This is a genomic window from Rhizobium leguminosarum bv. trifolii WSM2297 (assembly GCF_000271845.1).
The window spans coordinates 2,102,404-2,128,254 of sequence record NZ_JH719395.1 but is presented as its reverse complement, the minus strand read 5'-3'; the positions used below and the strand labels follow the sequence as shown (position 1 = coordinate 2,128,254).

The following is a 25,851-nucleotide window of genomic DNA, read 5'->3' as shown; positions in this document are numbered from 1 at the left end:
TCGGCAGCGAATCGGCGGACTTATTTATCTGCCTCATACTCGATAGAGTTATGGAGATGCGACAGGCTGACAAGTTCGTTGCGAATGACTATCTCGTGACTTTACTTCGTTAAGGACAAACCGGGACGGAAGAATGGCAGCCGAGAAAATCAGCGGACAGGCGGATGCGGCAGGACTTGCTGCCATGATTTCGCGCGCGTCTGACGAAAGCGGCGGAAAAAAACGTGGCTTACCACCGGTCGAACGGTGGAATCCGCCGTTCTGCGGCGATATCGATATGGAGATCAGGGCCGACGGCACCTGGTTCTATATGGGCACGCCGATCGGCCGGCCCGCGCTGGTGCGGCTGTTTTCGACGGTTTTGCGAAAAGATGACGACGAGAAGACCTATCTCGTAACTCCTGTGGAAAAGGTCGGGATCAGGGTCGTCGACGCTCCGTTCATCGCCGTGGAGTTGAGCGTGACGGAGGGGCAGGGCCAACAGGTGCTGACCTTCCGCACCAATGTCGGCGATGTCGTGGAGGCGGGAGGAGGGCATCGGCTGCGCTTTGCCATTGCCGGCGAGAGCGCCGAACTGAAACCCTATCTGCATGTGCGCGGGCGGCTGGAGGCGCTGGTGTCGCGTGCGGTGATGTATGAACTGGTCGCGCTCGGCGAGATTCTCGACGTGGAGGGGCAGACGATGTTTGCGATCCGCTCCGCCGGCGAGGTCTTCCCGGTCATGCCGGCCGATGAACTGGATGCTCTTTGCCGATGAATGATGCGATCACCCGCCGTTACCCGCTGTTCTCAGCAGCCGAATTCCGCCGCCGGGCGCTCAACCAGAATGGCGGCCCGGTCGACCATGCCTGGCGCGATCATGGCGACCACATCCTCAATCCCGATATCGTGGAGGAGGTCGCGACCTTCAAGCTGCGCGACGCCGCCGTGCTCGTGCCCGTTGTCGACGACGGCGAGGAAGCGCATGTGATCTTCACCAAGCGCACGGCGACGCTGCGCAAACATTCCGGGCAGATCGCCTTTCCCGGTGGCTCGATCGATCCCGCCGATATCTCACCCGAGATGGCGGCGATCCGCGAGACGGAGGAGGAGATCGGTCTCTCCGGTTCCTTCGTCGAGACCGTCGGACGGCTGCCGAATTATCTTGCCTCGACAGGCTTCCGCATCACGCCGGTGCTTGGCGTCGTCTCGCCGGGCTTCGCACTGACACTGAACCCCGCCGAGGTGGCTGACGTGTTCGAGGTGCCGCTTTCCTTCCTGATGAACCCTGCCAACCATGCCCGCGACAGGCGTGTTATCGACGGCATCGACCGGCATTTCTACCGCGTGCCCTATGAAACCAGAATGATCTGGGGCATTACCGCCGGCATCGTCCGCACGCTTTACGAAAGGCTTTATGCATGACCGGCCTTGCCGACCAAGCATGGTTCCGCGACCCGGCGCTCGGCCGGATTTTGGCGCTTCTCAATGCCGACGGTGGGGCCAATGATGGGGCCGACTGCGGGGAAGCCCGGGTCGTCGGCGGCGCCGTGCGCAACAGCCTGATGGGCCTGCCGGTCAGCGATATCGACATCGCCACGACGCTTAGACCGGAGATGGTGATGGAACGGGCAGAAGCCGCCGGTATCAAGGCGGTGCCGACGGGCTTGCAGCACGGCACGGTGACGCTCGTCATCGACGGCAAGCCTTTCGAGGTGACGACGCTTCGCACCGACGTCGAGACCGATGGGCGCCATGCCAAGGTCGCATTCAGCACCGATTGGAAGGCAGATGCCGAGCGGCGGGATCTGACGATCAATGCGCTTTATGCCGATGCCGAGGGCGAGGTGGTGGATCTGGTCGGCGGGCTTGCCGACATTGAAAGGCGCAACATCCGTTTTATCGGTGACGCGGCAAAGCGTATTGCCGAGGATCATCTGCGCATCCTGCGCTTCTTCCGCTTCTTTGCCTATTACGGATCCGGACGGCCGGACGCCGAGGGGCTGAAGGCGTGTTCGGCGGCGCGTTCGAAGCTGGAGATGCTGTCGGCGGAGCGAGTCTGGTCGGAGCTGCGCAAGCTGCTCAGTGCTGCCGATCCCGGGCGGGCGCTGCTCTGGATGCGACAGGTGGCGGTACTGACGGAAATCCTGCCTGAATCGGAAAAATGGGGGATCGATGCGATCCCTTCGCTGGTCGCCACCGAAAAGGCGCTCGGCTGGACGCCCGATCCGCTGCTGCGGCTTGCAGCGATCGTGCCGCCCGATGCGGCGCGGCTGGAAACGCTGGCAGGCCGCCTCAAGCTCTCGAATGCGGAAGCGGCCACGCTCAAGGCCTGGGCAATGGCAGCGCCTGTGAATGACGACATGTCGTCGGCCGCCTTCGAACGGCTGCTTTACCGCAACGGTACCGACGGGATCGTCACTCGGCTGAAGCTGGCGCTCGGCGTTGCGCGGGGCAAGGCTGAAGGGGATTTGGACGAAATGGCGCGATCGGCGCGGCTCACCAAGCTCCTGGATCAGGCCGCAAACTGGAAGAAGCCGCAATTTCCGCTGAACGGCGGCGATGTGATTTCTGCGGGGATCGCGTCCGGGCCGCGTGTCGGCGAGCTGCTAGCCGGGTTGGAAAACCAGTGGGTCGAGGAAAATTTCGCTTCCGACCGGGCGGCGCTGCTCGCCCGGCTGCAGGAACGGGTGCAATAATCAGGCTGCGTTGACCTCGTCTCGGATGCGAGCCTTGATATTATCCACCATGTTTTCGCGGATCGTGGTTTCGCCGTGAGCGTTTTTCAGGTGCTCGACGGCGCGGCGGACTACCTCGGCGTCGCTGTCGGCCCGCGTATGCCAGGCGCATCCGGGGACGAGTGTGCCGCATTCGAAAAGTCGCATGGTCTTCTCCTCTGTTTAAAACACAAAGACGATCGCGATCTGACGCGATTTATGAATGTGCGGGGGGAGGGAAGGTTCCGGCCGGCATCGATATGCCGGCCGGTAAAGGCCGTGTCAGTCGGGCATCGCCCAGGCTTTGTAGGTATCCGAAAGCTGGCCGGGCATGTTGCTGTTGGCAGCCGCTGCTTCGTTCTGCAGCTGTTCCGGCGACTTTCCGCCGGCCAGTTGCAGTTTGACCTGCTCGATGAAGCAGGACAGCGGCAGATCCGAGCCGCTCTTGGCCCGCAATTTCTCAGCGATGCGCGTCATAAACTCGGATGTGTCGATTGCGCGGGATGTTTCCTGGACATCCGTGGACGCAGGCGAACCACTTTGTATCGTCATGACAATCCTCCTCCGATTGTTACGCACATACATCTAAAGTTAGGACGCGCTTAATTTTCGTGAAGGTCAATCAACTCGAATTTATCGACGAGTTATCACAGTTTCATGGCCAGCGAACGACCGGGGGCAAGGACGAAAGAATGGATTCAACGTTGCCGCCGGTCTTCAGGCCGAAGATCGTGCCGCGATCATACAGCAGATTGAATTCGACGTAGCGGCCGCGGCGGATCAATTGTTCGTCGCGGTCGGCCTCCGTCCACAGCTTATTGAAGTTGGAGCGGACGATCTTCGGATAGACCATGGCGAAGGCCCGGCCGACATCGCGGGTGAAGGCGAAATCGGCGTCCCAGCCGCCGGCATCCTCGCTCGAATGCAGCCAGTCATAGAAGATGCCGCCGATGCCGCGGGCCTCGTTGCGGTGCTTCAGGAAGAAATATTCGTCGCACCAGGCCTTGTAGGCATCGTAATCGGCGACGGCATGATTGCGGCAGGCGATCTCCATGGCCTTGTGGAAGAGCTGGCTGTCCTCGTCCTCCTGGGTGCGGCGGCGCGACAGCACCGGCGTCAGGTCGGCCCCGCCGCCGAACCAGCGGCTGGTGGTCACCACCATGCGGGTGTTCATGTGCACGGCCGGGACGTTGGGGTTCACGGGATGGGCGATCAGCGAAATACCCGAGGCCCAGAAACGCGGATCGTCCTTGGCGCCGGGTATCTGAGCTCGGAAGTCCGGGGAGAACTCGCCGTGGACGGTGGAGGTGTGGACGCCGACCTTCTCGAAGACCCGGCCTTCCATCATCGACATGCGGCCACCGCCGCCGGCGCCGTTTTCGCGCGACCAGTTCTTGGCGGCAAAGCGGCCGGGCTCCTGGTCGGAGAGCGGACCTTCCAGCTCGTCTTCGAGGGCTTCAAAGGAGGCGCAGATCGTATCGCGCAGTCCTTCGAACCAGTTGCGGGCGGACGCCTTCTTCTCTTCAATATCGTCAGGCAAGCCGATCGGCAGTTCCGGTCTTTCCATGTCACGCCTCCAGCGGCCGGCATCCGCTCAGGACACGACTCGCTCATTCTTGATTACGCTTCCGGTTTAGCAGGTGGCGCCGCATCTCGCCAAGCGGCCGGTACGGGCATGTGCAGCCAAGATTCGACTCGCAAATCAAGGATTTCGATACTACCTTTTCCCAAGAGGTAGGTTTGATGGCAAAAATTCCGGGACCTCCGTCCTTCGACGGCCTGAAGCGCAGAATGGCGAGACACCGTGCGGAAAATCCTCCCCGCAGGAAAGACCATTTTGTTCGTGAGACATATTGCCTCGGCCTGATCGACGCACGCGCCAAGGCGCGCGAATGGTTCGACGAATATCCGAAGGCGGCCTATTGGACCGAGGTGGAGAGCTGGCGCCAGCTCGACGGCGACCACATCGAATTCACCATGCGCCGTCTGCCTTCGGCCGACTGACCGTCACTCGGCCGCGGGCCGCACGCGGCTTTCGATCAAGAGGCCGCTCTCGTCCATGATCGGATGCGCCACCGAGACGATATGGGCGTTGATGCGCTTCAGGTCGCGCAGCATGTCGAGATGCAGCGAACTCGTCTGCAGGCTGTCGGCGCGGCCGTCGCGCAGGCGTTCGAGATGGCGCTCGGCCGATTGCTTCTCCATCCGGCGCACCTCGACCTTTACCTCCATCATCTGACGCGCGAGATTGAAATCGCGGGTGACGAAGATCGTCTGGGCGACGCGCAGATTGTCGATCGTCAAATCGAACAGCTTGCGCAGTTCCTGATGGCCGTCGTCGGAGAATTTCAGGCCGAGCGAGATCTTCTTCGCCACCTCCTCCCGCAAGCCTTTCTCGATGATGTCGCCCATATGTTCGAGATTGATCGCGTAGTCGATGACGACAATCGAGCGGCGGGCGTTTTCGTCGCTGAGCCCCTCGCGGCCGAGCTTCGAGAGATAGACCTTCACCGCCTGCTGCAGCCGGTCGACGCGCTCTTCGAGAGCCGGGATTTCGGCAAGTTTGCCGGCATCATTCTGCTCGAAGGCTTCTGAGACCCTGACCAGCATGCGCTCGATCAGGTCGCCGACGCCGAGCACTTCGCGGGTGGCGCTGGTCAGGGCAATGACGGGTGTCGAAAGCTCCTGCGCATCGAGATATTTCGGGGCGTTGTCAGGCTCCGGCTGATCCGGCACCAGCCGGGCCATCAAGGTGGCGAGCGGCCGGGAAAAAGGCCAGGCCAAGGCTGCGAGCAGAAGGTTGAAGGCGAGATGCGCGTCGACCGGCAGCTTGGCCGGGCCGAAGGGCAGCATCTGGATGAGTTCGGCGCCATAGCCGGCCAGCGGCAAGGCGATGAAGCAGCCGAGCGCGCGGACCGCGAGATTGCCGAGGGTGACGCGTCGCGCCGAAACCGGGCCGGACAATGTCGCGATAACGGGCGGGATCGCACCGCCGAGGTTGGCGCCGAGCACGAGCACGATAACGAGTTCAGCCGAGACGAGGCCCGCCGAGGCGAGCGACAGGATAAGCACCACCACTGCCAGGCTGGACGAGGATAGGAAGGCGAGGGCTGCCGAGAAGAGCAGCGCCACGGGCAGGGCGCCGTCCAGCAGGCCGATAAAGGCGGCGAGAGCGGGGGAGGCGCGCATCGGCTCGGTCGCAAGGCCGAGGAGATGCAGCGACAGCAGCATCAACCCGATGCCGATCAGCGCTGCGCCGCCGCCCTGACGCGTGCTGGAGCGGCCGCGGTAAAGCACGATGCCAAAGAGGATCAGGAGGGGGGAGAGCCATTCGATGCCGGTGGCGACAATCCAGGCGGTGATCGCGGTGCCGACATTGGCGCCGAGCAGGACGATCTGCGCCATACGCGGCTTGATCAGATCACGCTCGACGAAGGATGCGGTCATCAGCGCCGTCGCCGTGGAGCTCTGCAGCGCGATGGTCGCGACGAGACCGGACAGAAACGAACGAAAACCGCCGCGCGTGCCGGTGGCCAACCCTGTTCTGAGCCGTGCGCCGAAGGCCCTGGACACGCCGTCCTTCACCTGCGCAAGGCCGAACAGCAGCAAGGCCACGGCACCGAACAGGTTGATCATGATGACTGTGGAATCCATTTTCTTGTTTTTATTCTTCTTTCATCTGTGTGCAGAAGCGCTGGCCTGGGCAGAGTCTCCGCAAGCTGTTGAAAACACGGAGGCTATGCGATATTTTTGTTTGCTCGGCTAATAAATATAGACCGATTTGACGGATTGACAACGGCCTTTTCCGACGCAGGCCGGAGCCTATCGGACATTCCGCCGGCGCCGGGTCACGTCCAGACGGTCAAGCCCAGACCGTCTGGCGCATCGCTTCGCCGACGATCATTGCGGCGGAGACGGCGACGTTGATGGACCGCTGGCCCTCGACCATCGGGATCAGGATGCGGGCATCGGCGGTTTCCCGCACATGATCCGGCACGCCGGCGCTTTCGCGCCCGAAAAGCAGGATGTCGTCCGAACGGAAGACCAGGTCGGTGTAACGATCGGCCGCCTTGGTTGAGGCGAGGATCAGGCGGCGGCCGGTCGTGGCGCGCCACGCCTCGAAGCGCTCCCAGTTGACATGGCGGGTCAGCGCGGCGGCGGCGATATAATCCATGCCTGATCGCTTCAGGTTGCGGTCGGAAACGTCGAACCCGGCCGGTTCGATCAGATCGACCGTAAAGCCCAGGCAGGCGGCAAGACGCAGGATCGTGCCGGTATTGCCGGGGATATCCGGCTGGTAGAGTGCCAATCTGAGGTCGGTCATCACACGCCGCTTATTTCGTTTGAACGGGTGAGACCTAAAGCAACTGCGATTTTGCCGCAACAGGGCACGGTTTGGCCCGGACACGTTCCATTTACGTCATTATAGGGCTGGAAATTTCGCGATTTTCGCGTTATCCATGCACAGCTTCAATCGCCAGCAGGGAGGGCCGTCATGAATATTTTGCTCGATATGCGCTTTCCCGCCGTGATGCCGATTACGGCGACACGCCGCCGCTAGTGCGCCTTTCCTACTGAATCCCCCTTTTTGATCCATTGTGCGGCTGTTTCAGCCTCGCCCCTTGAACGTTCGGTTCCCATATGTGCTTGCATGGCGCTGGGATGGCGCGAAGCCGGGAGCCGAAACGCTGACGTTTCGGAGCAATTTCATGTTTGGCTGGTTCGAACAGCGACTCAACCCCTTTCCGAGCGAGGAGCCTGTCGCTCCGCCGAAGGGTCTTTTTGCCTTTTGCTGGCATTACAGCAAGCCGGCAGCGCCCTGGCTCTGCCTGATGGCGATGCTGACGGCCTCGATCGCCGTCGGCGAAGTGGCGCTCTTCCAGTTCCTCGGCGATATCGTCGACTGGCTGACGAATGCCGACCGCGCCACCTTCCTGCAGACGGAGGGCCACAAGCTTTTCTGGATGGCGGCGCTGGTGTTGGTTGGCTTGCCGCTGGCGGCCGGGCTCGATTCCCTCATCATGCACCAGATGCTGCTCGGCAATTATCCGATGAGCGCGCGCTGGCAGATGCACCGCTTCCTGCTGCGCCACAGCATGACGTTCTTCGCCAACGAGTTTGCCGGGCGTGTCGCGACCAAGGTGATGCAGACCTCGCTTGCCGTGCGCGAAACGGTGATGAAGATCCTCGACGTCTTCGTCTATGTCGTCAGCTATTTCCTGACGATGATCATCGTGATTGCCGCGGCCGACTGGCGGCTGATGATCCCGATCCTCGTCTGGCTCGCCATCTATATCGGCATCGTCGCCTATTTTGTGCCGCGGCTTCGCAAGATCGCGGCGGCGCAGGCGGATGCACGCTCGATGATGACGGGGCGCGTGGTCGACAGCTACACCAACATCGCCACCGTCAAGCTGTTTTCGCATGCCGGCCGCGAGGAGGTCTATGCCAAGGAGGGCATGGACGAGTTCCTGCAGACCGTGCACAAGCAGATGCGCAAGGTGACGCTGTTCCACATCAGCGTCTACCTGAACAACTGCGTTGCGCTCTTCGTCGTCTCCAGCCTGTCGCTCTGGTTCTGGCTGAACGGGGCGATCTCGGTCGGCGCCATCGCCATCGCCATCGGCCTTGCGATGCGCGTCAACGGCATGTCGCAATGGATCATGTGGGAAGTCTCGGCGCTGTTTGAGAATATTGGCACGGTCTATGACGGCATGGAGATGATGAGCAAACAGCACGACATCGTCGACAAGCCGGGAGCGCCTGTCTTGACGGCGAAGAAGGGTGCGATCCACTACGACCGCATCCGCTTCCACTACGGCAAGAGCAAAGTCGTCATCGACAACCTGTCGCTCGACATCAAGGCGGGCGAGAAGGTCGGCCTCGTCGGGCGCTCCGGCGCCGGCAAGACGACGCTGATGACCCTGCTGCTGCGTTTCTACGATCTGGAGGGCGGCCGCATCACCATCGACGGGCAGGATATTGCCGGTGTCTCGCAGGAAAGCCTGCGCTCGCTGATCGGCGTGGTGACGCAGGACACCTCGCTGCTGCATCGCTCGATCCGCGACAACATCGCCTATGGCCGTCCCGACGCCTCGGATGCCGAAATCGTCGAGGCTGCCAAGCGCGCGAATGCCTGGGAGTTCGTCGAAGGGCTCGTCGACATGAAGGGCCGAGCGGGGCTCGACGCGCAGGTCGGCGAACGCGGCGTCAAGCTCTCCGGCGGCCAGCGGCAGCGCATCGCGATCGCCCGCGTCTTCCTGAAGGACGCGCCGATCCTGGTGCTCGACGAGGCGACTTCGGCGCTCGATTCGGAAGTCGAGGCGGCGATCCAGGAAAACCTCTTCGCCCTGATGGAGGGCAAGACGGTGATCGCGATCGCCCACCGGCTGTCGACGCTGACGGAGATGGACCGGCTGATCGTGCTCGACAAGGGCCGGATCATCGAGGCCGGCTCGCACAGCGAACTGGTCGAGAGCGGCGGCATCTACGCCGACCTCTGGAACCGCCAGTCCGGCGGCTTCCTCTCCGATCACGCCGAGGAGGCGGAAGAGGCGGCGGAATAAATGAAATTGGCCCTCCCTGTGAAAGCGAGGAGGGCCGTTTGATTTTCAGGGACTATTTGCAAGCCACGCGGTTGTTGGGAGGCGGGACCGTCGCCTCGCCGCCAATGCCGTTCAAAGACTGTCGGCCCAGTCGATCACCCGGTCATGTTCGATGAGGACGATGGTGTTGGCGGCGGCGATCGTGCGCAGCGCCACGATGCGGCGGCGCTCCTCCTGGTCGAGCCAGGCGGCGATGGCCTCGGCAACGATCTCGTCGCGCGGCAGCGCCAGATCGAAGGCCAAGGCCTCGAGCCTCGCTGCGAGCGGGAGCGGAATATGCGCATCGAGCATTTTCGTTTCCATGGGCCTCTCTCCGGTGAGCCTTGATTGTAGTGTCAGATTGTGACCGGTTCGGGGGCAAACAATAGCGATGCCGCCGATGTTATCGATCATTACAAAAATATAAGGTTTGTCGGCATTTCCTTCTCTTTGCCGTTCCTCCCGATCCGCCTATATCGCTTCCATGTTCCTGCGCCCCATCCTTCGCCTGTTCGAAACCTGGATCGATCCGTTCCGTCCGCGCGCCAATCTTCAGCCGCCGGGCTCCACGCTCGGATTCATTCGGTTCTATATCGGCCAGGCGAAGATGCCCTTCGTCGCCATGCTCGTTCTCGGCGGCACATCGGCGGCAATCGAGGCGGCACTTTTCTGGTTCGTCGGCCGGCTGGTCGATATCCTCGGCAGTATCACGCCCGGCGCCGGCTGGAGCGGTCTTCTGGCTGCCCATGGCGGCGAGCTGTTCGGCATGCTCGCTCTCATCGGCCTGGTGCGTTTCGTCGTCGCCTTCCTGATCGCGCTCGTCGATCAGCAGGTGATCACGCCTGGTTTTTATAATCTAGCACGTTGGCAATCCTATCTCCATGTCTCCAGGCAGTCTTTATCGTTCTTCCAGAGCGATTTCTCCGGACGCATCGTTACCAAGGTCTGGTCGGCCGGGCAGGCGACCGGCGATCTCGTCACCTCGCTGATGGAAAGCGTCTGGTTCGTCGGAATTTATGCGGTGACGACGCTCGTGCTTGTCGCCCGGCTGGACTTTTCGCTCGCCGCCGTCGTGCTGTTCTGGCTTGGCGCCTTCAGCCTGCTTGCCCGCCACTTTGTTCCGAGGATCCGCCGTCATTCCCGCGAAACGGCGGAGGCCGGATCGATGCTGAACGGCCGGATGGTCGATTCCTACAGCAATATGCAGACGCTGAAGCTGTTTGCCCGCGACGAGGAAAGCGACCGCTACATGCGGGAGGGCTTCGATATCTATCAGGATACGGTGCTGCGCTTCACCCGCTTCATCACTGGCGTCCGGGCTTCCATGGCGCTGCTCTCCGGCCTGATGATCGTGACGATGGCGGGGTTGAGCGTCGATCTCTGGCTGCGCGGCATGGTCAGTTCGGGTGCCGTGGCCTTCTCGCTGGCGCTGGTGCTCAGGCTGAATTTCCTGCTCGGGCGGCTGATGACGCAGTTCAACGGCATCATGCGCAATCTCGGCACCATCCAGAACGCCGCCGAGCTGATCTCCCAGCCTCTGGGGCTCGTCGATCGGCCGGATGCAAAGAGCTTGACGATCCGGCAGCCCGGCATCCGCTTCGACAATGTTTCGTTCCGCTACGGCAAGGGTCACTTGCCGGTCGTCGAGAATTTCTCCCTGACAATCCGCCCGGGCGAAAAAGTCGGGATCGTCGGCCGTTCTGGTGCGGGCAAGTCCACGCTGATGAACCTGCTGCTGCGCCTCTATGACATTCAGGACGGCCGCATTCTCATCGACGGCCAGGATATTGCGGCCGTGACGCAGGAATCGCTCAGGATGCAGATCGGCGTCGTCAGCCAGGATACCTCGCTGCTGCATCGTTCGGTGCGCGACAATATCCTGTTCGGACGGCCGGATGCCGGTGAGGAGCGGTTGGTCGAGGCGGCCAGGCGCGCCGAAGCCATCGACTTCATCGAGCGCCTGCAGGATCAGCAGGGGCGCAGAGGTTTCGATGCGCATGTCGGCGAACGCGGCGTGAAACTGTCAGGCGGCCAGCGGCAGCGCATCGCCATTGCCCGCGTCATGCTGAAGGACGCTCCGATCCTCGTCCTTGACGAAGCGACCTCGGCGCTCGATTCGGAAGTCGAGGAAGCGATCCAGTCCAATCTCCATCGGATCATGGAGGGCAAGACTGTGCTTGCGATCGCTCATCGGCTGTCGACGATTGCAGCACTCGACCGGCTGATCGTCGTCGATCTCGGCCGCATTATCGAGGAGGGCAGCCATGATCAGCTGCTTCGCCGCGGCGGGCTCTATGCCGAGCTCTGGGCGCGCCAGTCCGGCGGCTTCCTCGCGGCGGACGAGGATGCGGTCTCAAGGGGCGATGGCGAATTCCGCCATGAGGCCAAAATGATTTGATCCGAAGCCGTCTTTGATGCGGCTCACCGATGTCAGCCGCAGTGGCGCTTTGCTGAAGATGTGATCGATCGGAATGCCGAAGGCGCCGGCAGCAATCGGCCATGTCGCCGGCTCCAGCGATACCGTGCCCAAGCCCTGGCTGCGCATAAGATACTGTACGTCAGGCGCCAGGATAGACGTATTGAAATCACCGGCGAGGACGAGCGGTCCCGGCAGGGTGGGGATGATCTCGGCGAGATCTTCGATCTCAAGGCCGTGGAATTCGTCATAATAGGGTTTGGTCAGGTGCGCGGCGAGGAAATTGACCTTCTGACCGTCGAAATCGATCGTCGAGATCGTCAGCCGGTTGCGCCAGAGCAGGCCGAGATTGCGGATGCGGGGCTCGATCAGCGGGCGCTTTGACAGGACCAGCGTATCGCATTCCTGCATGCCGACGCCGCAGCCGATGTAATAGGGATATGTCTTCAGCAACCGCGGCAGTTCCGACAGCAGCGGTTCGGCCTCGAGAATGTTGACGACATCGGCGCCGGAGGCGATGGCCATGTCGGCAATTGCCGGGCCGTTGGCGAAATTATCATTCTCGATATTGAAGGACATCAGCTTGAACAGGGCCGGGCGGTTTTTTTCGACGGCGGGTTCGACGAATTCGCGCATCATCACGACACCGTGGGTGGCAAGGACCACGGATACTCCAAGCGTCAGCAGCGCATACCAGTGCCGCTTGACGAGAAAGGCTGCGACAGATGCCGCCGCTGCGGCCACTGCCAGATGGACCTGGAAGCTGTAAAAGAAAGAAAGCAGATAGAAATCTTTGACGTAGCGCAGCGAGACGATGGCGAGCACGAGGGTGGTGAGAACGCTGAATACGCAAAAAATCGTGTCTCTCATCCGCTCCGGTCCGGCTTGCTGGCGTGGCTGCGACTGCGCCTATCATGGTGGGGTTTTTGTTGCAATGCAGCATAAGGGCAAGCTCGTGTTTGCCTTAAAAAATTCATCGGAAATTCCCGCGACATTGTGCCCTCGTCCCCTTGCCAAGGCTGGACATAATTTGCGATCAAGCTTAGAACGCGCCGGATTGCCGGGGAATCTATGGCCGAATTGTGTCCAGATCGATTCGCCGGCAGAGGGGGCAGGGCGGAATTCCGCAATAATTGCGCAGAGGATGGTTAGGCCGTGAGCGAACACGTAACGACAAGCGAGGCTTCGACAGAGCCTACTCGCCGTGATTTCCTTTATCTCACCACTGGTATGGCGGGCGCTGTCGGCGCCGTCGCGGTTGCCTGGCCGTTCATCGACCAGATGCGCCCGGATGCGTCGACGCTGGCGCTGGCCTCCATCGAAGTCGATGTCGCGAGCCTCGAGCCCGGCATGTCATTGACGGTCAAGTGGCGCGGCAAGCCGATCTTCATTCGCAACCGTACGCCTGAAGAAGTGAAGGCCGCCGCCGATGTTCCGCTGGCCGATCTCAAGGACCCGGTCGCCCGCAATGCCAACCTGCCTCCAGAGGCTCAGGCAACGGGTGTCGACCGGTCCGGTGGCAAGGACAAGGAAAACTGGATCGTCATGATCGGCACCTGCACCCATCTCGGCTGCGTGCCGCTCGGCCAGGCCGGCGAATATAATGGTTGGTTCTGTCCTTGCCATGGCTCGGTCTACGATACGGCCGGCCGCATTCGTAAGGGTCCTGCGCCGCAGAATCTGGCGATTCCAACCTTTTCATTTATATCCGATACCAAAATCAAGATCGGTTGAGGGGAGACTGATTAATGAGTGGCCATTCCAGCTACGAGCCGTCAACCGGCCTTGAGAAATGGGTCGATGCGCGCCTGCCTTTGCCGCGCATGGTCTATGACAGCTTCATCGCATATCCGGTTCCCAGAAACCTGAACTATGCCTATACGTTCGGCGCCATGCTCGCCGTCATGCTGATCGTGCAGATCCTGACGGGCGTGACGCTCGCCATGCATTATGCCGCCGACACGACGCTGGCCTTCAACTCCGTTGAAAAGATCATGCGCGACGTCAACCACGGCTGGCTGCTGCGCTATATGCATGCCAACGGCGCCTCCTTCTTCTTTGTCGCCGTTTACCTGCACATTGCCCGCGGTCTCTATTACGGTTCCTACAAGGCGCCCCGCGAGATCCTCTGGATCCTCGGCGTCGTCATCTACCTCCTGATGATGGCGACCGGCTTCATGGGTTATGTTCTGCCCTGGGGGCAGATGTCCTTCTGGGGCGCGACCGTCATCACCGGCTTCTTCTCGGCCTTCCCGCTGGTCGGCGAATGGATCCAGCAGTTCCTGCTTGGCGGCTTCGCCGTCGATCAGCCGACGCTGAACCGCTTCTTCTCGCTGCACTACCTGCTGCCCTTCATGATCGCCGGCGTCGTCGTCCTCCACATCTGGGCGCTGCACGTCACCGGCCAGACGAACCCGACCGGCATCGAGGTCAAGACGAAAACGGACACGGTGCGTTTCACGCCTTATGCGACGATGAAGGATGCGCTCGGCGTCTCCGTCTTCCTGCTGGTCTATGCTTATTTCGTCTTCTACCTGCCGAACTTCCTCGGTCACGCCGACAACTACATTCCGGCCGACCCGCTGAAGACGCCGGCCCACATCGTTCCGGAATGGTACTTCCTGCCGTTTTACGCGATGCTGCGCTCGATCACCTTCAACGTCGGTCCGATCGACTCCAAGCTCGGCGGCGTGCTGGTGATGTTCGGCGCGATCATCGTGCTGTTCTTCCTGCCCTGGCTCGACACCTCCAAGGTCCGCTCTGCCGTCTACCGTCCCTGGTACAAGCTGTTCTACTGGCTGTTCGTGATCAATGCGATCATCCTCGGCTGGCTCGGTTCGCAACCGGCGGAAGGCCTGTTCACGACGATTTCGCAGATCTGCACGCTGCTCTACTTCGCTTTCTTCCTGGTCGCGATGCCAGTTCTCGGCCTGGTGGAAACACCGCGTCGCATCCCGAACTCGATCACCGAAGCGGTGCTCGAAAAGCGCAACAAGACAGTTGCTGCCAATGCAGCGGCCAATGCATAAGCGCGCGGCGGAAGGAAACAGAAATATGAAAACGCTTGTTGCAAGCATTCTTTCGCTCGCAGTCGCTGCCGTCCTCGGCAGCGCCGCCTTCGCCCAGGAAGCGACACCCGCCAATGGAGCAGCACCCGCCCATCACGAGGAAGGTGCGACGCCGCACTATCCGCTGAAGGAGCCGAAAGAGGAGGAGTGGAGTTTTGCCGGCCCGTTCGGCCATTACGACAAGGCTCAGCTTCAGCGCGGCCTCAAGGTCTACACCGAAGTCTGTTCGGCCTGTCATTCGATGAACCTCGTGCCTTTCCGCATGCTCGACGAGCTCGGCTATAACGAGGCGCAGGTCAAGGCTTTCGCCGCGAATTACGAGGTCCAGGACGGGCCGAATGCTGCCGGCGAGATGTTTACCCGCAAGGCGGTCCCTTCCGATCACTTCCCGGCGCCTTTCGCCAATGCCGAGGCGGCCGCCGCTTCGAACAACGGCGCGGCGCCGCCTGACTTTTCGCTGATCGCCAAGGCCCGCGAAGTCGAACGCGGCTTCCCGCAATTCGTCTTCGACATCTTCACCCAGTATCAGGAAAACGGCCCGGACTATATCCACGCGCTGCTGACTGGTTATGAAGAGCCGCCGGCCGGTTTCCAGGTGCCGCAGGGTGGACATTACAACCCGTATTTCCATGCTGCCGCCGTCCTCGCCATGCCGAAGCCGCTGTCGGACGGCCAAGTGACCTATGACGACGGCGCGCCGCAGACCGTCGACCAGTATTCCAAGGACGTCTCTTCCTTCCTGATGTGGGCCGCCGAGCCGCATCTTGAGGAGCGCAAGCGTACCGGTTTCATGGTCATGGTCTTCCTGGCGATCTTCACGGTGCTGATCTATCTGACGAAGCGCTCGGTCTACGCCAATAAGGAGCATTGAGCGCTCCTTGCCGGAATTTTGAAAGGCGGCTTGAGAGCCGCCTTTTTTGTTGGTTCCGCCCCTGGCAATTGATAGGGTGCCGCCATCCTGTTCCAATTTAATGGTTAGGGCATGATGTCGTCCGAAAGCCGCTCACACTTTTCGGCATCATGCTCAGATTTCATGCGCACGCAGATATGGACTTTCCATGGACAAGAATACAACTTCGGAACTCGCAGCCAGCATCCGCTCCATTCCAGATTACCCCAAGCCCGGCATCATTTTCCGCGACATCACCACCTTGCTCGGCAACCCCCGTGCGTTTCGCCGGGCGGTCGATGAACTCGTGCAACCCTATGCGGGCACGAAGATCGATAAGATCGCCGGCATGGAGGCGCGCGGCTTCATTCTCGGTGGCGCGGTGGCGCATCAGCTTTCCTCCGGCTTCGTGCCGATCCGCAAGAAGGGCAAGCTGCCGCATGAGACGGTGCGCATCGCCTACAGCCTGGAATATGGCGTCGACGAGATGGAGATGCATCGCGATGCGGTACAGCCCGGCGAGAAGGTGATCCTGGTCGACGACCTGATCGCCACCGGCGGTACGGCCGTGGGCGCGACCAAGCTGCTGCGCCAGATTGGCGCTGAGGTAGTCGGCGCCTGCTTCGTCATCGACCTGCCGGATCTTGGCGGTCGCAAAAAACTGGAAGAGCTTGGTGTCGTCGTGCACACGCTGGTCGAATTCTCCGGCCACTGAGCCGGCATTCCGACGAGGTTAGTCGAATTCCAGCACACCGCTTTCGAAGCGCATGACGGGTTCGCCGTTCTGATTGACGCCCTCGCAAAGGATGGTGTTGAGGTGCCAGCCCGGCCGCGACGCGAGCGGCCGGCTGGAGAGGAGGGCGACGGAATAGCTCACGACGTCGCCCGGGAAAATCGGCCGCAGCCATTGCAGTTTCTGGAAGCCCGGCGAGGGGCCGAGGTTCGGCGCCTTCAGGCCCTTTTGCGCAAGCGCGACGCTCTGACTTTTCCAGAAGGCGAGGAAGGTCCGCATCCAGGCAGCGGTGGTGTGCCAGCCGGAAGCGCAGAGGCCGCCGAAAAGGGTGTCCTTGGCGGCGTCCTTGTCGACGTGAAAACGCTGCGGATCGTAGCGCTCTGCGAAGCGGATGATGTTGTCTTCGGTGAAGGTGTAGCTGCCGATCTCGGCCGTCTCGCCGATGGCGTAAAGCTCGGACATTCTCATGCTGTAATCTCCGGGCGCATGCGGATCATCACCGAGTTCTCCGAGAGACAAACGAGTTCGCCGCGCTGGTTTTCCACCTCGTGGCGGAGCTTGGCAATGCCGATGCCGGGACGCGAGCGCATCGGCCGGGCTTCGAGCACGGTCGAGTGACCCTGCAGCGTATCGCCGGCCAGCACCGGCTTTCGCCATTCCATCAGATCGATGCCCGGCGCACCCTCGCAGAGCGCGTTTAGAATATAGCTGTCGGCCATCATGCGCATCAGCATCGCAGACGTGTGCCAGCCGGAGGCGGCAAGCCCGCCGAGAATGCTGGCGCGGCCTGCGGCCTCGTCGAGATGCATCGGCTGCGGGTCGAATTCCCGGGCAAACTCTATGATTTCCTCGGCCAGCACCAGCTTCGGCCCGAGGGTGAAGCGGCGACCAGGCTCAAAATCCTCGAGGGAAAGCTTTTCTGCGGACATTCGCTCCTCCCGCCATATGCAGCGCCTAGAACAGGTGTTTAGGCCGGTCGGCCCAAAAATCTGAATCCTGTTCTACATTAAAGAGTTAGAGCAGGATGTCGTCCGAAAACCGCTTACACTTTTTGGCATCATGCTCTAGTGCTTACAATAGCATCCGCGCGGGCTCAATGATTCCGGGGAGATAAACCGGTATGACGGAACTAAGGTCGATACTCGACGAGGCGGCGCGCCAAGGGTTGATTTCGCCGGAGGCGGGCGGGCGCCTGTTGCCGTTCCTCATCGATCGGGGCGTGGCCGTCGCCGAGGCACCGGCACTGGCGGCCGAGGGGCCGGCCTGGTCGGATACCGAGACGCCGCGCTTCGTGCGCGGCTTCCACGACGTGCTGATCACCATCGGCGTCATCGTCGCGCTCGTCGGCCTCTGGGGCCTTGCGCCGCTTTATGCCGTGCCGCCTGCCATTATCGTGCTTTCGGAAATCCTGGTCCGCCGCCAGCGGCTCGCCTTGCCGGCCGTCGCGCTGACGATCGCGCTGTTCTGCTGGACGTTTTTGCTGATGTCCCACGTCTTCACGCCGTGGACCTCCGAAATCGGGTCGGAGCTGACGCAGTTCGTCGCCGGTTTCCCGATCCTTCTCGGCCTCTACTATGCCCGCTATCGCGTGCCCTTGTCGCTGGCGCTCTCGATCATGTCGACGCTTGCCTTGGTCCTCACCCTGCTTTTGCGCTTGGTGCAGTGGCTGAGCGGCAATCCTGCATTTTTCGTCGACCATCTTGCCGTGCTGGCTGCGGTCTCCCTCGTTTGCGCGCTCGGGCTTTTCGCGACGGCGCTCTATTTCGATCTTGGCGACCGGCTGCGCCGGACGACGCGTTCGGATATCGCTTTCTGGCTGCATCTCGGCGCCGCGCCGGCGCTGCTTTACAGCACTGTTTCCCTGCTGTCTCTGGGGGAAGGCGGCCATATCTTCGACTTGGCGAACGTGTCGGCCCGGACGCCCGTGGTCGTCGCGACGGTGGCGGCGCTGATGCTGATCGGCCTCGTCATCGACCGCCGCGCCTTCGTCACCTCGGGGCTGCTGTCGCTCGGCGCTGCGATCTTCAGCGTCTTCCGACACGGGAGCGCGACTGTCGACACCTACATCTACACGACGCTGATCGTCGTCGGCGCCATCGTGCTCATTGTCGGAACGGGATGGATGCCGCTGCGCCGTCTTGTGCTACGCGCGCTGCCGGCCGCTATTTCACAGAGACTGCCGCCCGGTTGAGGCGGCAGTCAATTCCGATCAGGTATTGAAACGGAAGTGGATGACGTCGCCGTCCTGGACGACGTATTCCTTGCCTTCGTCGCGCGCCTTGCCGGCATCCTTGGCGCCGACTTCGCCGTTGTATTTGATGTAGTCGTCATAGGCGATGGTGTTGGCGCGGATGAAACCGCGCTCGAAATCCGAATGGATGACGCCGGCGGCCTGCGGCGCCTTGGTGCCGCGCTCGATCGTCCAGGCGCGCGTTTCCTTAGGGCCGACGGTGAAATAGGTGATGAGGTGGAGCAGCTTGTAGCCGGCGCGGATCAGCCGGTCGAGGCCGGCCTCATCAAGGTCGAGGGCGGAGAGGAATTCCTTGGCCTCATCCTCGGGAAGTTGGGCGACCTCAGCCTCGATCGCCGCCGAGATGACGACGGTTTCGGCACCCTGTTCCCTTGCCATGACGGCGACGGCCTCGGTGAATTCATTGCCGGTCGAAGCCTCGGCCTCAGCGACGTTGCAGACATAGAGCACCGGATGCGAGGTCAGGAGATTGAGGCCCTTGAGGATGACGATCTCCTCGGCATCGAGCGTCGACAGCAGCGTGCGAACCGGCTTGCCTTCATTGAGCAGCTTCAGCGACGCTTCCATGATCGGCAGCATCGCCATCGATTCCTTGTCCTTGCTGGTGGCGCGCTTTCGCGTCTGCTCGGTGCGGCGCTCCAGACTTTCGAGGTCGGCGAGCATCAGCTCGGTCTCGATCGTCTCGGCATCGGCGACCGGGTTGATGCGGCCCTCGACATGGGTGATGTCGCTGTCTTCGAAGCAGCGCAGCACATGGACGATGGCATCCACTTCGCGGATGTTGGCAAGGAACTGGTTGCCGAGGCCTTCACCCTTCGAGGCGCCGCGCACAAGACCGGCGATGTCGACGAAGGAGATGCGGGTCGGGATCAGTTCTTTCGACTTGGCGATGTCGGCAAGCTTGCGCATGCGCGGATCGGGAACGGCGACTTCGCCGGTGTTCGGCTCGATGGTGCAGAAGGGGTAATTCGCCGCCTGTGCCGCCGCCGTCTTGGTGAGTGCGTTGAAGAGGGTCGATTTGCCGACGTTCGGCAGACCGACGATGCCGCATTTGAAGCCCATGGCTAAAACCTGCTGTTCTTGAATTCCTTGTGGCTGCCTATGGGATAAAGGAGCAATATGGTCAAGTCTTAGAGAGCTTTTAGCGTCGCTGACTTGTCGATCGATCGGTGCTGTCCTATTCTTGAAAGCGACGATGATTTTGACGCATTGCGGATTTCGCCAGAATGCGGCTGACTATCTCGATGTCAAAGCCAGTGGCCAGTTCCGGCCTGTTTAAGGCCGGGAACCGCGACTGATGGCTGTCGAAAATTCGTCATCGATCTCGATTAATTGGTTTTGAAGATTCTTGACCCCATGTCATCAACCGGTGGATTTTTCCGATGAGTGACAACGACGTTGCCCTGAAACCGAAGAGCAAGGTGAAGCCGAAGCTGGACAAGCCGAAGCTCTACAAGGTCATTCTCGTCAATGACGATTATACGCCGCGCGAATTCGTCATCGTGATCCTGAAGGTCGTCTTCCGCATGAGCGAGGAAGCGGGTTACCGGGTGATGATGACCGCCCACAAGCTCGGTTCCTGCGTGGTCGTGGTCTGTGCCAGGGACATCGCCGAGACCAAGGCCAAGGAGGGTATCGATCTCGCCAAGGAGATGGGCTTTCCGCTGATGTTCACCACCGAGCCGGAGGAATAGGCCCCCTGGGTCTCAGGGGCGGCGGATCTGATAGCCGGTCTTGTCGCTGATGAAGCCGCAATTCTCGTAGAAGCGCAGGGTCGCCGGGTTCTTCGAGCCAGTCAGCAGCATCACCTTATAGCAGCCAGCCTTCCAAGCCTCAGTCACTGCATGGCCGATGACAGCGCCGGCGTAACCGTGCCGGCGGTGATCTGCGTGGGTGACGACGTTTTCGATGAGCGCATAGGAGGCGGCGCCCCGCGTCAGGTTCGGTACGACGATCAGCGTAGCGGTGGCAGTGGCGAGATCACCGGCAAAGCCGATGAATAGGGTCATGCCTGGCTGAGCCAGGATGGCGGAGAAACGCTCTTGGGCCACGGCTTCGTCGAGCAGCGGATCCGTCGGATTCAAATGCCGGTAGAGGGTGGTCAGCCCGGGAAGGTCGCTTGGTGCGGCGTGGCGGATGGCGAAATTCTGATCCGGCACCGGCCTCATTCCCCCTTGTTGCCGAACATCTTCTTCAGAATATCGGCCATCGGGCCGGTGGCCAGCACCTTCGGCTGATTGTGGTTGCGGGCCTGGCGGATATGCGACTGGCCGGCCGGCTTCTTCTCGCTATCCTTGGGTTCCTTCCGCGGCTTCTCCTCCTCGGCCTTGCCGCCGAGCGCCAGCGCGATCTTGTTCATCAGCTGCGAATCTTCGCGTCGCACCAGCATGTCGGCATTGTCGGCAAGCGTATCGAGAAGTGGCTCCACCCAGGCCCTGTCGGCCTTGGCGAAATCGCCGAGCACGTGGTTCTGCACCATTTCCTTGACGCCGGGATGGCCGATGCCGAGGCGCAGCCGCCGGTACTCCTTGCCGCAATGGGCGTCCAGCGACTTGATGCCGTTATGGCCACCATGGCCGCCGCCGGTCTTCAGCCGCGCCTTGCCCTGGGGAAGATCGAGTTCGTCGTAGATTGCAACAAGATCGGCGGGCTGGAGCTTGTAGAAGCGCATCGCCTCGCCGACGGCTTCGCCGGAGAGGTTCATGAAGGTCTGCGGCTTGATCAGCAGCACCTTCTCGCCGCCGAGTTCGCCGTCGGCGATCTCGGCCCTGAATTTTTTCGACCAGGGCGAGAAGCCGTGGCGCCGATGGATGGCGTCGACGGCCATGAAGCCAATATTGTGGCGGTTGCCGGCGTATTTGCCGCCGGGATTGCCGAGACCCGCGATGATCAGCATGGTCTGTCTTCCCTCGCTAGAACTTCCCGCCGTTCACCATCTGGAAATGAACCCAAAGTCAAGTCGAAAGGGCAGCGTCCGTCGGAGTCACTCCGTCAGGTTCATGCCATATTTCAGGAAGATCTGCTTCTGGACGCCATCGGCGATCAGCTTGTCGAGGGCCGCCTGCATCCTGGCGAGCAGATCGTCCGGAAAGCTCTTCTCGCAGGCGATGCTCATCGGCTGGGCGGAGAGCACGGTGACCATTTCCAACGGCTGGTCGGCCTTCAGCTTTTCGAAATAGAGTTCGGAGATCGGCATCATGTCGATGCGGCCGCCCAGCAATTTGCGCAGCGTCGCGTTGAAGTCGCTGGCGACATCGAGCTTGGTGAAACCCTTCTCCTTCAGGATCGTCTCGGTATAATCCTCGCGTTGGGTGCCGATCGTATATTTCTTCGCTTCGTCCAGACTGCTGGCGGTAACTCCGGAACCCTTGCGGGTGATCAGGATGTTGCGATCGATGAGCAGCGGCTCGACCCATTTGAACAACGGGTTGCGTGCGCCATTATGGGCGGTCGCGAAGACGCAGGTCATCGGCGCCGTGCGGGCAAGGCCGAAAGCGCGTGCCCAGGGCATGATCTCGATCGTGTAGTCGACGCCGATCGCGGCCATTACCTTTTCGACCTGCTCGACGGTCGCGCCCTTGATCTCCTTGCCTTCGCGATAGTTGAAGGGGGCATAGTCCTCAGTGGTGAAGGTCACCGTTTGCGCATGGGCAGCACAGGGCAGCGCCAGGCATGCGAGAAGCAGAAGCTTTTTCATCATCTCATCTCCTTCGTTCACGAGGCCCTTGCGACGGCCGAGTCCGAGGCCATCAGTTCCTCGATGAGCACGGCTGCGTGCTGCGGACGGTGGAAGAGGTAGCCCTGGCCATAATCGAGCCCCATCTGGTGGAGCGTGCGGCATTCCTCTTCGGTCTCGATGCCCTCGGCGATGACGGTGCAGTTCATCTTGTGCGAGAGCGTCGTAATGCCTTCGATCAGCATGCGGCTCTTCTGGCGCACGTCGTCGTCGCCGTCGTTGATCGCACGGGTGAAGGACTGGTCGATCTTGATAATGTCGACAGGGAAGCGGTTGAGATAGCTCAGCGACGAATAGCCGGTGCCGAAATCGTCGAGCGCGATGCGGCAGCCGAAGCGGCGAAGCTCGGTGACGATCATGCGAATCTCAGGGTTGTCGTGCATCAGCACGGCTTCGGTGATCTCGACGACGATGCGCTCGGGGCGGATGCCATTGCGGCCGACGATGGCGGCAAGACGGGCCGGCAGCGCCGGCTCGAACTGCAGCGGCGAGAAGTTGATGGCGAGATAGGTGTCCTGCATGCCTGATATGCGGGAAATCTTGGCGAGGTTGGCGATCGCCTTTTCGATGATGACATTGCCGACGCGGACGATCTTTGCCGTCTCTTCGGCGACGCTGATGATCTCGGCCGGCGGCATCAAGCCCTTCTGCGGATGGTTGAGGCGCATCAGTGCCTCGAAACCGGCAATGCCGCGACCGTTCAGATTGACGATTGGCTGCAGGAAGGCCTCGAACCAGTTGTCGACGAGACCGGCTTCGATATTGGCTTCGATCTCGGCGCGGCTGCGGGCGCGGTCGAGCATGGCGTTGTCGAAAAGCTGCGCGCCATTCTTGCCGTCGCGTTTCTTGGCATACATTGCCAGGTCGGATTTCTGCAGCAGTTCGGCCGCGGTTGCGGCATGGTGCGGATAGATGGCGATGCCGACGGAAGCACTCAGATGCATGTCGGGGGCGAACGGCGTTTCGAAGATCGAGGCGATCTGTTCGCACATCATCCTGGCGCGTTTTTCGGCGTCCTTCGCCGGCAGTAGAATGGCAAATTCGTCGCCGCCGAGACGGGCCGCCTCATCGGACGGAGCAAGATAGGTCTTCAGGCGCTCGACGAGCTCGATTAGCGCCATGTCGCCGGCGGCATGGCCCATATTGTCGTTGATCCACTTGAAGCGATCGAGATCGACGAAGAGGCAGGCGAGCTCCTGGCCGGCCGCGTCGGCGGCGGCGATCTTGTTGTCGAGGACGGCTTCGAAGCCCTGGCGATTGAGCAGCCCGGTCAGGTGATCGGTGATCGCCTGGCGGTGGTTGCGGTCCTCGGAGGCCTTGAGTTCGGTGACATCGGTCATGACCGACAGCGAGAGGCGGTCGTGAGCGCCGGCTTCCGCCTCCGACTCCATGATGAGGACGTCCATGGTGCGGCCGTCCAGGCAGACGAACTTGACGGTGACGCTCATGCCGCTTTCAGCCTGGCGGCGTTTGACGAACTTGTCGCGGGTGGTCGAGGTGACAAGATCGGCGAAATTGCGGCCGATCACGGCGGCACGGCTATAACCCGTGGCAAGCAGCCAGTAATCACTGACGGCGGTGATGCGGTCTTCCTCGTCGAGCGAAAAGAGCATGGCGGGCGTCAGATTGTAGATGTCGGTGGCGCGGCGGTGGGCGAGCTTCAGCTCCTTTTCCTCGCTTTCGAGCTTGGTCTGCATCTCGTTGAAGCTGCGGGCAAGCCGTCCCATCTCGTCGTTCGATTGCCAGTCGACATGGTGGCGGGAGCCGAGTTGACGGGTGGCCTCGATCGCCGCCGTCAGCCGCATCAGCGGCTGGATGACGAAGAACCGGTTGCCGATCAGCGCCGTGCCGAAAACGGTCAGCACGGCGAAGATGAAGATCGAGATGAAGACGACCTCTTCCTGCTTCAGGCCGGAAAACAAGCCGAGCGCGGGATAGTAGACGCTGATGCTGCCGAGATTCTTCGGGCCGTCGACGGTGTTGTAGATAATGGCGCGCGACACCTGGACGAGCTTGCCGTCGAAGGAGCGCGGAATGGTGGATTGACTGATGTCGAGTTGGCCGGACTGGTCGCGCACCTCGACCTTGACGATAGCGCCCTGGGAAACCACCGTCGCGCTGATCTGGGTCACACTCTCCTCGTCGAGATCCCAGAGCGGCTTTGCCAGCGCCTGGGCGTTGGCGACAAGAAGAACGGAAATATGATCGCGTATTTCCTTGTCGGCTCGTTCCGAGGAAAGAAAAAGGAAGAGAACAAAGAGGGGAGCGACAAAAACCAGCAGCGCTCCGCAAACAATTCCAAAAAATCTGTTCTCAACGGAATTGTTCATGGTTCCGTCTACTCCCCCAGGCCGACCTTATCTGCTGTCGCGCGCTAAGGCGGGCTTCTTCGCAGCTGACGAAGCATGCTTTCACGAATACGTTAAATGTTGCTGAAACGGGGGCTTGCCGGGCAACGAAAAGCCCGCTTTTCCGGTTCACGGGAAAGCGGGCCGTATGCTTTACAAATCGGTCGAAGCGATCAGGCTTCGGCTTCGCCTTCCGCGGCGCTCTCGTCGATGCCGGCAGCCGGAGCGATGATGGTCGCGATCGTGAAGTCGCGGTCGATGACGGTGGTGACGCCCTTCGGAAGGGTGACTTCCGAAATATGGATGCTGTCGCCGATCTTCTTGCCGCTGAGGTCAACGTTGAAGAATTCCGGGATCGCATCGGCCGGGCAGTGAACTTCGACTTGGTGACGAACGATGTTCAGAACGCCGCCGACCTTGAGGCCCTGGGACTTCTCTTCGTTGATGAAGTGAACCGGGATTTCGACGGTCACCTGAGTGTTGCCGGAGACGCGCAGAAAGTCGACATGCATGGTGAAGTCACGGACCGGATCGAGCTGATAGTCCTTCGGCAGAACCTTGAACTTCTTGCCGTCGACTTCGATCGTCGCCACGGTGGTCATGAAACCACCGGCATGAATGCGCTTCGTCACCTCATTGGTGTTGAGAGCGATGGCAATGGGGGCCTGCTTGTCACCATAGATGACAGCGGGAATCAAACCGTTGCGGCGAAGTTCACGGGCGGACCCCTTACCAACCCGTTCGCGCGCCTCGGCCTTGAGCTCGTAAGTTTCCTGGCTCATGGCTATTCCTTTCGAGGTTATTTGGAGAGTTCGTCGGCGGGCAAAAGCCTTGTTCCGTCGAACCGGAGGCGGGTTTCCCTTACCTCATCCGCGTTGCCTCCAAGGGTGTCTACACGGACCGGTGGCCTATATTATAAGTCGATCGGAAACGCAAGTTGCGGATTGCGGCGGTTTTTCGGTGGTGTACAGGCTTTCGCCGGCGTGCTCAATTATCGCGAACGGCAAATCTGCTGAGATCGACGGCGTGCGCCGCACCTCCCGCCTCGAGCAAATGAAGCTCGTTGAATCGTCGTAGTCGGCGCTTGTCCAAGCGGCAAAATTGCTAAGATCTGCCGCCACTTGGCTTGA

General features: G+C 61.2%; 27 protein-coding genes. 12 read left to right on the top strand and 15 right to left on the bottom strand.

What is annotated here, in order from left to right:
• Positions 1-133: 133 nt before the first annotated feature.
• Genes RLEG4DRAFT_RS25755 through RLEG4DRAFT_RS25745 form a run of 3 tightly spaced genes read left to right on the top strand, consistent with a single transcriptional unit; the run spans position 134 to position 2,678 of the window.
• The gene (locus RLEG4DRAFT_RS25755) at positions 134-757 is read left to right on the top strand and encodes a DUF1285 domain-containing protein (protein ID WP_003581183.1); all 624 of its coding nucleotides are present in this window, start codon (positions 134-136) and stop codon (positions 755-757) included.
• Entirely contained in the window at positions 754-1,404 is a 651-nt protein-coding gene (locus RLEG4DRAFT_RS25750; RefSeq protein ID WP_003581182.1) for a CoA pyrophosphatase, read from the top strand. The genes RLEG4DRAFT_RS25755 and RLEG4DRAFT_RS25750 overlap by 4 nt, the downstream gene beginning before the upstream one ends.
• Entirely contained in the window at positions 1,401-2,678 is a 1,278-nt protein-coding gene (locus RLEG4DRAFT_RS25745) for a CCA tRNA nucleotidyltransferase (protein ID WP_003581180.1), read from the top strand. Before RLEG4DRAFT_RS25750 ends, RLEG4DRAFT_RS25745 begins: the two co-directional genes overlap by 4 nt.
• Here the strand turns inward: RLEG4DRAFT_RS25745 and RLEG4DRAFT_RS25740 are convergent, their stop codons facing one another.
• The 3 genes from RLEG4DRAFT_RS25740 to hemF form a co-directional block, all read right to left on the bottom strand.
• A complete protein-coding gene (locus RLEG4DRAFT_RS25740; RefSeq protein WP_003565542.1) occupies positions 2,679-2,864 on the bottom strand; it encodes a DUF1059 domain-containing protein in 186 nt (61 codons plus the stop codon).
• 114 nt (positions 2,865-2,978) lie between these two features.
• Positions 2,979-3,248 carry a hypothetical protein gene (locus RLEG4DRAFT_RS25735; RefSeq protein ID WP_003581178.1) on the bottom strand — a complete coding sequence of 90 codons (270 nt, stop codon included), beginning with the start codon at positions 3,246-3,248 and terminating at the stop codon, positions 2,979-2,981.
• 103 nt (positions 3,249-3,351) lie between these two features.
• Positions 3,352-4,263, bottom strand: coding sequence for an oxygen-dependent coproporphyrinogen oxidase (gene hemF, locus RLEG4DRAFT_RS25730; protein ID WP_003581177.1), 912 nt, complete (start codon positions 4,261-4,263; stop codon positions 3,352-3,354).
• Between the two features lie 176 nt (positions 4,264-4,439).
• On the opposite strand from hemF, the gene RLEG4DRAFT_RS25725 reads away from it, so the two are divergent.
• Positions 4,440-4,700 carry a hypothetical protein gene (locus tag RLEG4DRAFT_RS25725; RefSeq protein ID WP_003581176.1) on the top strand — a complete coding sequence of 87 codons (261 nt, stop codon included), beginning with the start codon at positions 4,440-4,442 and terminating at the stop codon, positions 4,698-4,700.
• A 3-nt stretch (positions 4,701-4,703) separates the two neighbouring features.
• Here the strand turns inward: RLEG4DRAFT_RS25725 and RLEG4DRAFT_RS25720 are convergent, their stop codons facing one another.
• Both RLEG4DRAFT_RS25720 and RLEG4DRAFT_RS25715 read right to left on the bottom strand, forming a co-directional pair.
• A complete protein-coding gene (locus tag RLEG4DRAFT_RS25720; protein WP_003581175.1) occupies positions 4,704-6,350 on the bottom strand; it encodes a Na/Pi cotransporter family protein in 1,647 nt (548 codons plus the stop codon).
• 208 nt (positions 6,351-6,558) lie between these two features.
• Positions 6,559-7,020, bottom strand: coding sequence for a tRNA (cytidine(34)-2'-O)-methyltransferase (locus tag RLEG4DRAFT_RS25715; protein ID WP_003581174.1), 462 nt, complete (start codon positions 7,018-7,020; stop codon positions 6,559-6,561).
• A gap of 385 nt (positions 7,021-7,405) precedes the next feature.
• On the opposite strand from RLEG4DRAFT_RS25715, the gene RLEG4DRAFT_RS25710 reads away from it, so the two are divergent.
• Complete coding sequence (locus RLEG4DRAFT_RS25710; RefSeq protein ID WP_003581173.1) at positions 7,406-9,262, top strand: ABC transporter ATP-binding protein; 1,857 nt, start codon at positions 7,406-7,408, stop codon at positions 9,260-9,262.
• Between the two features lie 111 nt (positions 9,263-9,373).
• Here RLEG4DRAFT_RS25710 and RLEG4DRAFT_RS25705 read toward each other — a convergent pair whose 3' ends face one another.
• Positions 9,374-9,604, bottom strand: a complete 231-nt coding sequence (locus RLEG4DRAFT_RS25705) for a CopG family ribbon-helix-helix protein (protein ID WP_003581172.1) — start codon at positions 9,602-9,604, stop codon at positions 9,374-9,376.
• Positions 9,605-9,764: 160 nt separating this feature from the next.
• Between RLEG4DRAFT_RS25705 and RLEG4DRAFT_RS25700 the strand changes: the two genes are divergently transcribed.
• A complete protein-coding gene (locus RLEG4DRAFT_RS25700) occupies positions 9,765-11,678 on the top strand; it encodes an ABC transporter ATP-binding protein (RefSeq protein ID WP_003581171.1) in 1,914 nt (637 codons plus the stop codon).
• On the opposite strand, the gene RLEG4DRAFT_RS25695 is transcribed toward RLEG4DRAFT_RS25700, so the two are convergent.
• On the bottom strand, positions 11,634-12,566 hold the full coding sequence (locus RLEG4DRAFT_RS25695) for an endonuclease/exonuclease/phosphatase family protein (RefSeq protein ID WP_003581170.1): 933 nt from the start codon (positions 12,564-12,566) through the stop codon (positions 11,634-11,636). The two genes, RLEG4DRAFT_RS25700 and RLEG4DRAFT_RS25695, sit on opposite strands and share 45 nt — an antisense overlap.
• 285 nt (positions 12,567-12,851) lie before the next feature.
• Here RLEG4DRAFT_RS25695 and petA point away from each other — a divergent pair, with 285 nt between their 5' ends.
• The 4 genes from petA (at position 12,852) to RLEG4DRAFT_RS25675 (ending at position 16,368) form a co-directional block, all read left to right on the top strand.
• On the top strand, positions 12,852-13,430 hold the full coding sequence (gene petA / locus RLEG4DRAFT_RS25690) for a ubiquinol-cytochrome c reductase iron-sulfur subunit (RefSeq protein WP_003565524.1): 579 nt from the start codon (positions 12,852-12,854) through the stop codon (positions 13,428-13,430).
• A gap of 14 nt (positions 13,431-13,444) precedes the next feature.
• Complete coding sequence (locus RLEG4DRAFT_RS25685; protein ID WP_003565522.1) at positions 13,445-14,725, top strand: cytochrome b; 1,281 nt, start codon at positions 13,445-13,447, stop codon at positions 14,723-14,725.
• Between the two features lie 25 nt (positions 14,726-14,750).
• Positions 14,751-15,635, top strand: coding sequence for a cytochrome c1 (locus RLEG4DRAFT_RS25680; protein WP_003581168.1), 885 nt, complete (start codon positions 14,751-14,753; stop codon positions 15,633-15,635).
• A gap of 187 nt (positions 15,636-15,822) precedes the next feature.
• Entirely contained in the window at positions 15,823-16,368 is a 546-nt protein-coding gene (locus RLEG4DRAFT_RS25675) for an adenine phosphoribosyltransferase (RefSeq protein ID WP_003581166.1), read from the top strand.
• 18 nt (positions 16,369-16,386) lie between these two features.
• Here RLEG4DRAFT_RS25675 and RLEG4DRAFT_RS25670 read toward each other — a convergent pair whose 3' ends face one another.
• Together RLEG4DRAFT_RS25670 and RLEG4DRAFT_RS25665 are read right to left on the bottom strand one after the other, a co-directional pair.
• Entirely contained in the window at positions 16,387-16,854 is a 468-nt protein-coding gene (locus RLEG4DRAFT_RS25670) for a MaoC family dehydratase (RefSeq protein ID WP_003581164.1), read from the bottom strand.
• A complete protein-coding gene (locus RLEG4DRAFT_RS25665) occupies positions 16,851-17,315 on the bottom strand; it encodes a MaoC family dehydratase (protein ID WP_003581162.1) in 465 nt (154 codons plus the stop codon). Before RLEG4DRAFT_RS25665 ends, RLEG4DRAFT_RS25670 begins: the two co-directional genes overlap by 4 nt.
• A 191-nt stretch (positions 17,316-17,506) precedes the next feature.
• Between RLEG4DRAFT_RS25665 and RLEG4DRAFT_RS25660 the strand changes: the two genes are divergently transcribed.
• Positions 17,507-18,577, top strand: a complete 1,071-nt coding sequence (locus RLEG4DRAFT_RS25660) for a hypothetical protein (RefSeq protein WP_003581161.1) — start codon at positions 17,507-17,509, stop codon at positions 18,575-18,577.
• Between the two features lie 18 nt (positions 18,578-18,595).
• On the opposite strand, the gene ychF is transcribed toward RLEG4DRAFT_RS25660, so the two are convergent.
• Positions 18,596-19,699 (bottom strand): redox-regulated ATPase YchF, encoded by a 1,104-nt coding sequence (gene ychF, locus RLEG4DRAFT_RS25655; RefSeq protein WP_003581160.1) that lies wholly within the window; start codon positions 19,697-19,699, stop codon positions 18,596-18,598.
• 320 nt (positions 19,700-20,019) lie between these two features.
• Between ychF and clpS the strand changes: the two genes are divergently transcribed.
• Positions 20,020-20,331 (top strand): ATP-dependent Clp protease adapter ClpS, encoded by a 312-nt coding sequence (gene clpS, locus RLEG4DRAFT_RS25650; RefSeq protein ID WP_003581159.1) that lies wholly within the window; start codon positions 20,020-20,022, stop codon positions 20,329-20,331.
• Between the two features lie 12 nt (positions 20,332-20,343).
• Here the strand turns inward: clpS and RLEG4DRAFT_RS25645 are convergent, their stop codons facing one another.
• The 5 genes from RLEG4DRAFT_RS25645 to RLEG4DRAFT_RS25625 all read right to left on the bottom strand — a co-directional run bounded on the left by RLEG4DRAFT_RS25645 (position 20,344) and on the right by RLEG4DRAFT_RS25625 (position 25,503).
• Complete coding sequence (locus RLEG4DRAFT_RS25645; protein WP_003581158.1) at positions 20,344-20,805, bottom strand: GNAT family N-acetyltransferase; 462 nt, start codon at positions 20,803-20,805, stop codon at positions 20,344-20,346.
• Entirely contained in the window at positions 20,802-21,533 is a 732-nt protein-coding gene (pth, locus tag RLEG4DRAFT_RS25640; RefSeq protein WP_003581157.1) for an aminoacyl-tRNA hydrolase, read from the bottom strand. Before pth ends, RLEG4DRAFT_RS25645 begins: the two co-directional genes overlap by 4 nt.
• Positions 21,534-21,620: 87 nt before the next feature.
• A complete protein-coding gene (locus RLEG4DRAFT_RS25635) occupies positions 21,621-22,334 on the bottom strand; it encodes a substrate-binding periplasmic protein (protein ID WP_037094795.1) in 714 nt (237 codons plus the stop codon).
• A 17-nt stretch (positions 22,335-22,351) separates the two neighbouring features.
• A complete protein-coding gene (locus RLEG4DRAFT_RS25630; RefSeq protein WP_003581155.1) occupies positions 22,352-24,703 on the bottom strand; it encodes an EAL domain-containing protein in 2,352 nt (783 codons plus the stop codon).
• A 191-nt stretch (positions 24,704-24,894) separates the two neighbouring features.
• Positions 24,895-25,503 carry a 50S ribosomal protein L25/general stress protein Ctc gene (locus RLEG4DRAFT_RS25625; RefSeq protein ID WP_003581154.1) on the bottom strand — a complete coding sequence of 203 codons (609 nt, stop codon included), beginning with the start codon at positions 25,501-25,503 and terminating at the stop codon, positions 24,895-24,897.
• Positions 25,504-25,851 lie beyond the last annotated feature (348 nt).

Bases quoted from the DNA above. Each gene is read 5' to 3' on its own strand.
- RLEG4DRAFT_RS25670 (WP_003581164.1), bottom strand. From the start codon at position 16,854: ATGAGAATGTCCGAGCTTTACGCCATCGGCGAGACGGCCGAGATCGGC.
- RLEG4DRAFT_RS25665 (WP_003581162.1), bottom strand. From the start codon at position 17,315: ATGTCCGCAGAAAAGCTTTCCCTCGAGGATTTTGAGCCTGGTCGCCGC.
- hemF (WP_003581177.1), bottom strand. From the start codon at position 4,263: ATGGAAAGACCGGAACTGCCGATCGGCTTGCCTGACGATATTGAAGAG.
- RLEG4DRAFT_RS25750 (WP_003581182.1), top strand. From the start codon at position 754: ATGAATGATGCGATCACCCGCCGTTACCCGCTGTTCTCAGCAGCCGAA.
- RLEG4DRAFT_RS25720 (WP_003581175.1), bottom strand. From the start codon at position 6,350: ATGGATTCCACAGTCATCATGATCAACCTGTTCGGTGCCGTGGCCTTG.
- RLEG4DRAFT_RS25710 (WP_003581173.1), top strand. From the start codon at position 7,406: ATGTTTGGCTGGTTCGAACAGCGACTCAACCCCTTTCCGAGCGAGGAG.
- pth (WP_003581157.1), bottom strand. From the start codon at position 21,533: ATGCTGATCATCGCGGGTCTCGGCAATCCCGGCGGCAAATACGCCGGC.
- RLEG4DRAFT_RS25630 (WP_003581155.1), bottom strand. From the start codon at position 24,703: ATGAACAATTCCGTTGAGAACAGATTTTTTGGAATTGTTTGCGGAGCG.
- RLEG4DRAFT_RS25725 (WP_003581176.1), top strand. From the start codon at position 4,440: ATGGCAAAAATTCCGGGACCTCCGTCCTTCGACGGCCTGAAGCGCAGA.
- RLEG4DRAFT_RS25685 (WP_003565522.1), top strand. From the start codon at position 13,445: ATGAGTGGCCATTCCAGCTACGAGCCGTCAACCGGCCTTGAGAAATGG.
- clpS (WP_003581159.1), top strand. From the start codon at position 20,020: ATGAGTGACAACGACGTTGCCCTGAAACCGAAGAGCAAGGTGAAGCCG.
- RLEG4DRAFT_RS25660 (WP_003581161.1), top strand. From the start codon at position 17,507: ATGACGGAACTAAGGTCGATACTCGACGAGGCGGCGCGCCAAGGGTTG.
- RLEG4DRAFT_RS25695 (WP_003581170.1), bottom strand. From the start codon at position 12,566: ATGAGAGACACGATTTTTTGCGTATTCAGCGTTCTCACCACCCTCGTG.
- ychF (WP_003581160.1), bottom strand. From the start codon at position 19,699: ATGGGCTTCAAATGCGGCATCGTCGGTCTGCCGAACGTCGGCAAATCG.
- RLEG4DRAFT_RS25635 (WP_037094795.1), bottom strand. From the start codon at position 22,334: ATGAAAAAGCTTCTGCTTCTCGCATGCCTGGCGCTGCCCTGTGCTGCC.
- RLEG4DRAFT_RS25645 (WP_003581158.1), bottom strand. From the start codon at position 20,805: ATGAGGCCGGTGCCGGATCAGAATTTCGCCATCCGCCACGCCGCACCA.
- RLEG4DRAFT_RS25745 (WP_003581180.1), top strand. From the start codon at position 1,401: ATGACCGGCCTTGCCGACCAAGCATGGTTCCGCGACCCGGCGCTCGGC.
- RLEG4DRAFT_RS25700 (WP_003581171.1), top strand. From the start codon at position 9,765: ATGTTCCTGCGCCCCATCCTTCGCCTGTTCGAAACCTGGATCGATCCG.
- RLEG4DRAFT_RS25675 (WP_003581166.1), top strand. From the start codon at position 15,823: ATGGACAAGAATACAACTTCGGAACTCGCAGCCAGCATCCGCTCCATT.
- RLEG4DRAFT_RS25740 (WP_003565542.1), bottom strand. From the start codon at position 2,864: ATGCGACTTTTCGAATGCGGCACACTCGTCCCCGGATGCGCCTGGCAT.
- RLEG4DRAFT_RS25735 (WP_003581178.1), bottom strand. From the start codon at position 3,248: ATGACGATACAAAGTGGTTCGCCTGCGTCCACGGATGTCCAGGAAACA.
- RLEG4DRAFT_RS25715 (WP_003581174.1), bottom strand. From the start codon at position 7,020: ATGACCGACCTCAGATTGGCACTCTACCAGCCGGATATCCCCGGCAAT.
- RLEG4DRAFT_RS25680 (WP_003581168.1), top strand. From the start codon at position 14,751: ATGAAAACGCTTGTTGCAAGCATTCTTTCGCTCGCAGTCGCTGCCGTC.
- RLEG4DRAFT_RS25705 (WP_003581172.1), bottom strand. From the start codon at position 9,604: ATGGAAACGAAAATGCTCGATGCGCATATTCCGCTCCCGCTCGCAGCG.
- RLEG4DRAFT_RS25755 (WP_003581183.1), top strand. From the start codon at position 134: ATGGCAGCCGAGAAAATCAGCGGACAGGCGGATGCGGCAGGACTTGCT.
- RLEG4DRAFT_RS25625 (WP_003581154.1), bottom strand. From the start codon at position 25,503: ATGAGCCAGGAAACTTACGAGCTCAAGGCCGAGGCGCGCGAACGGGTT.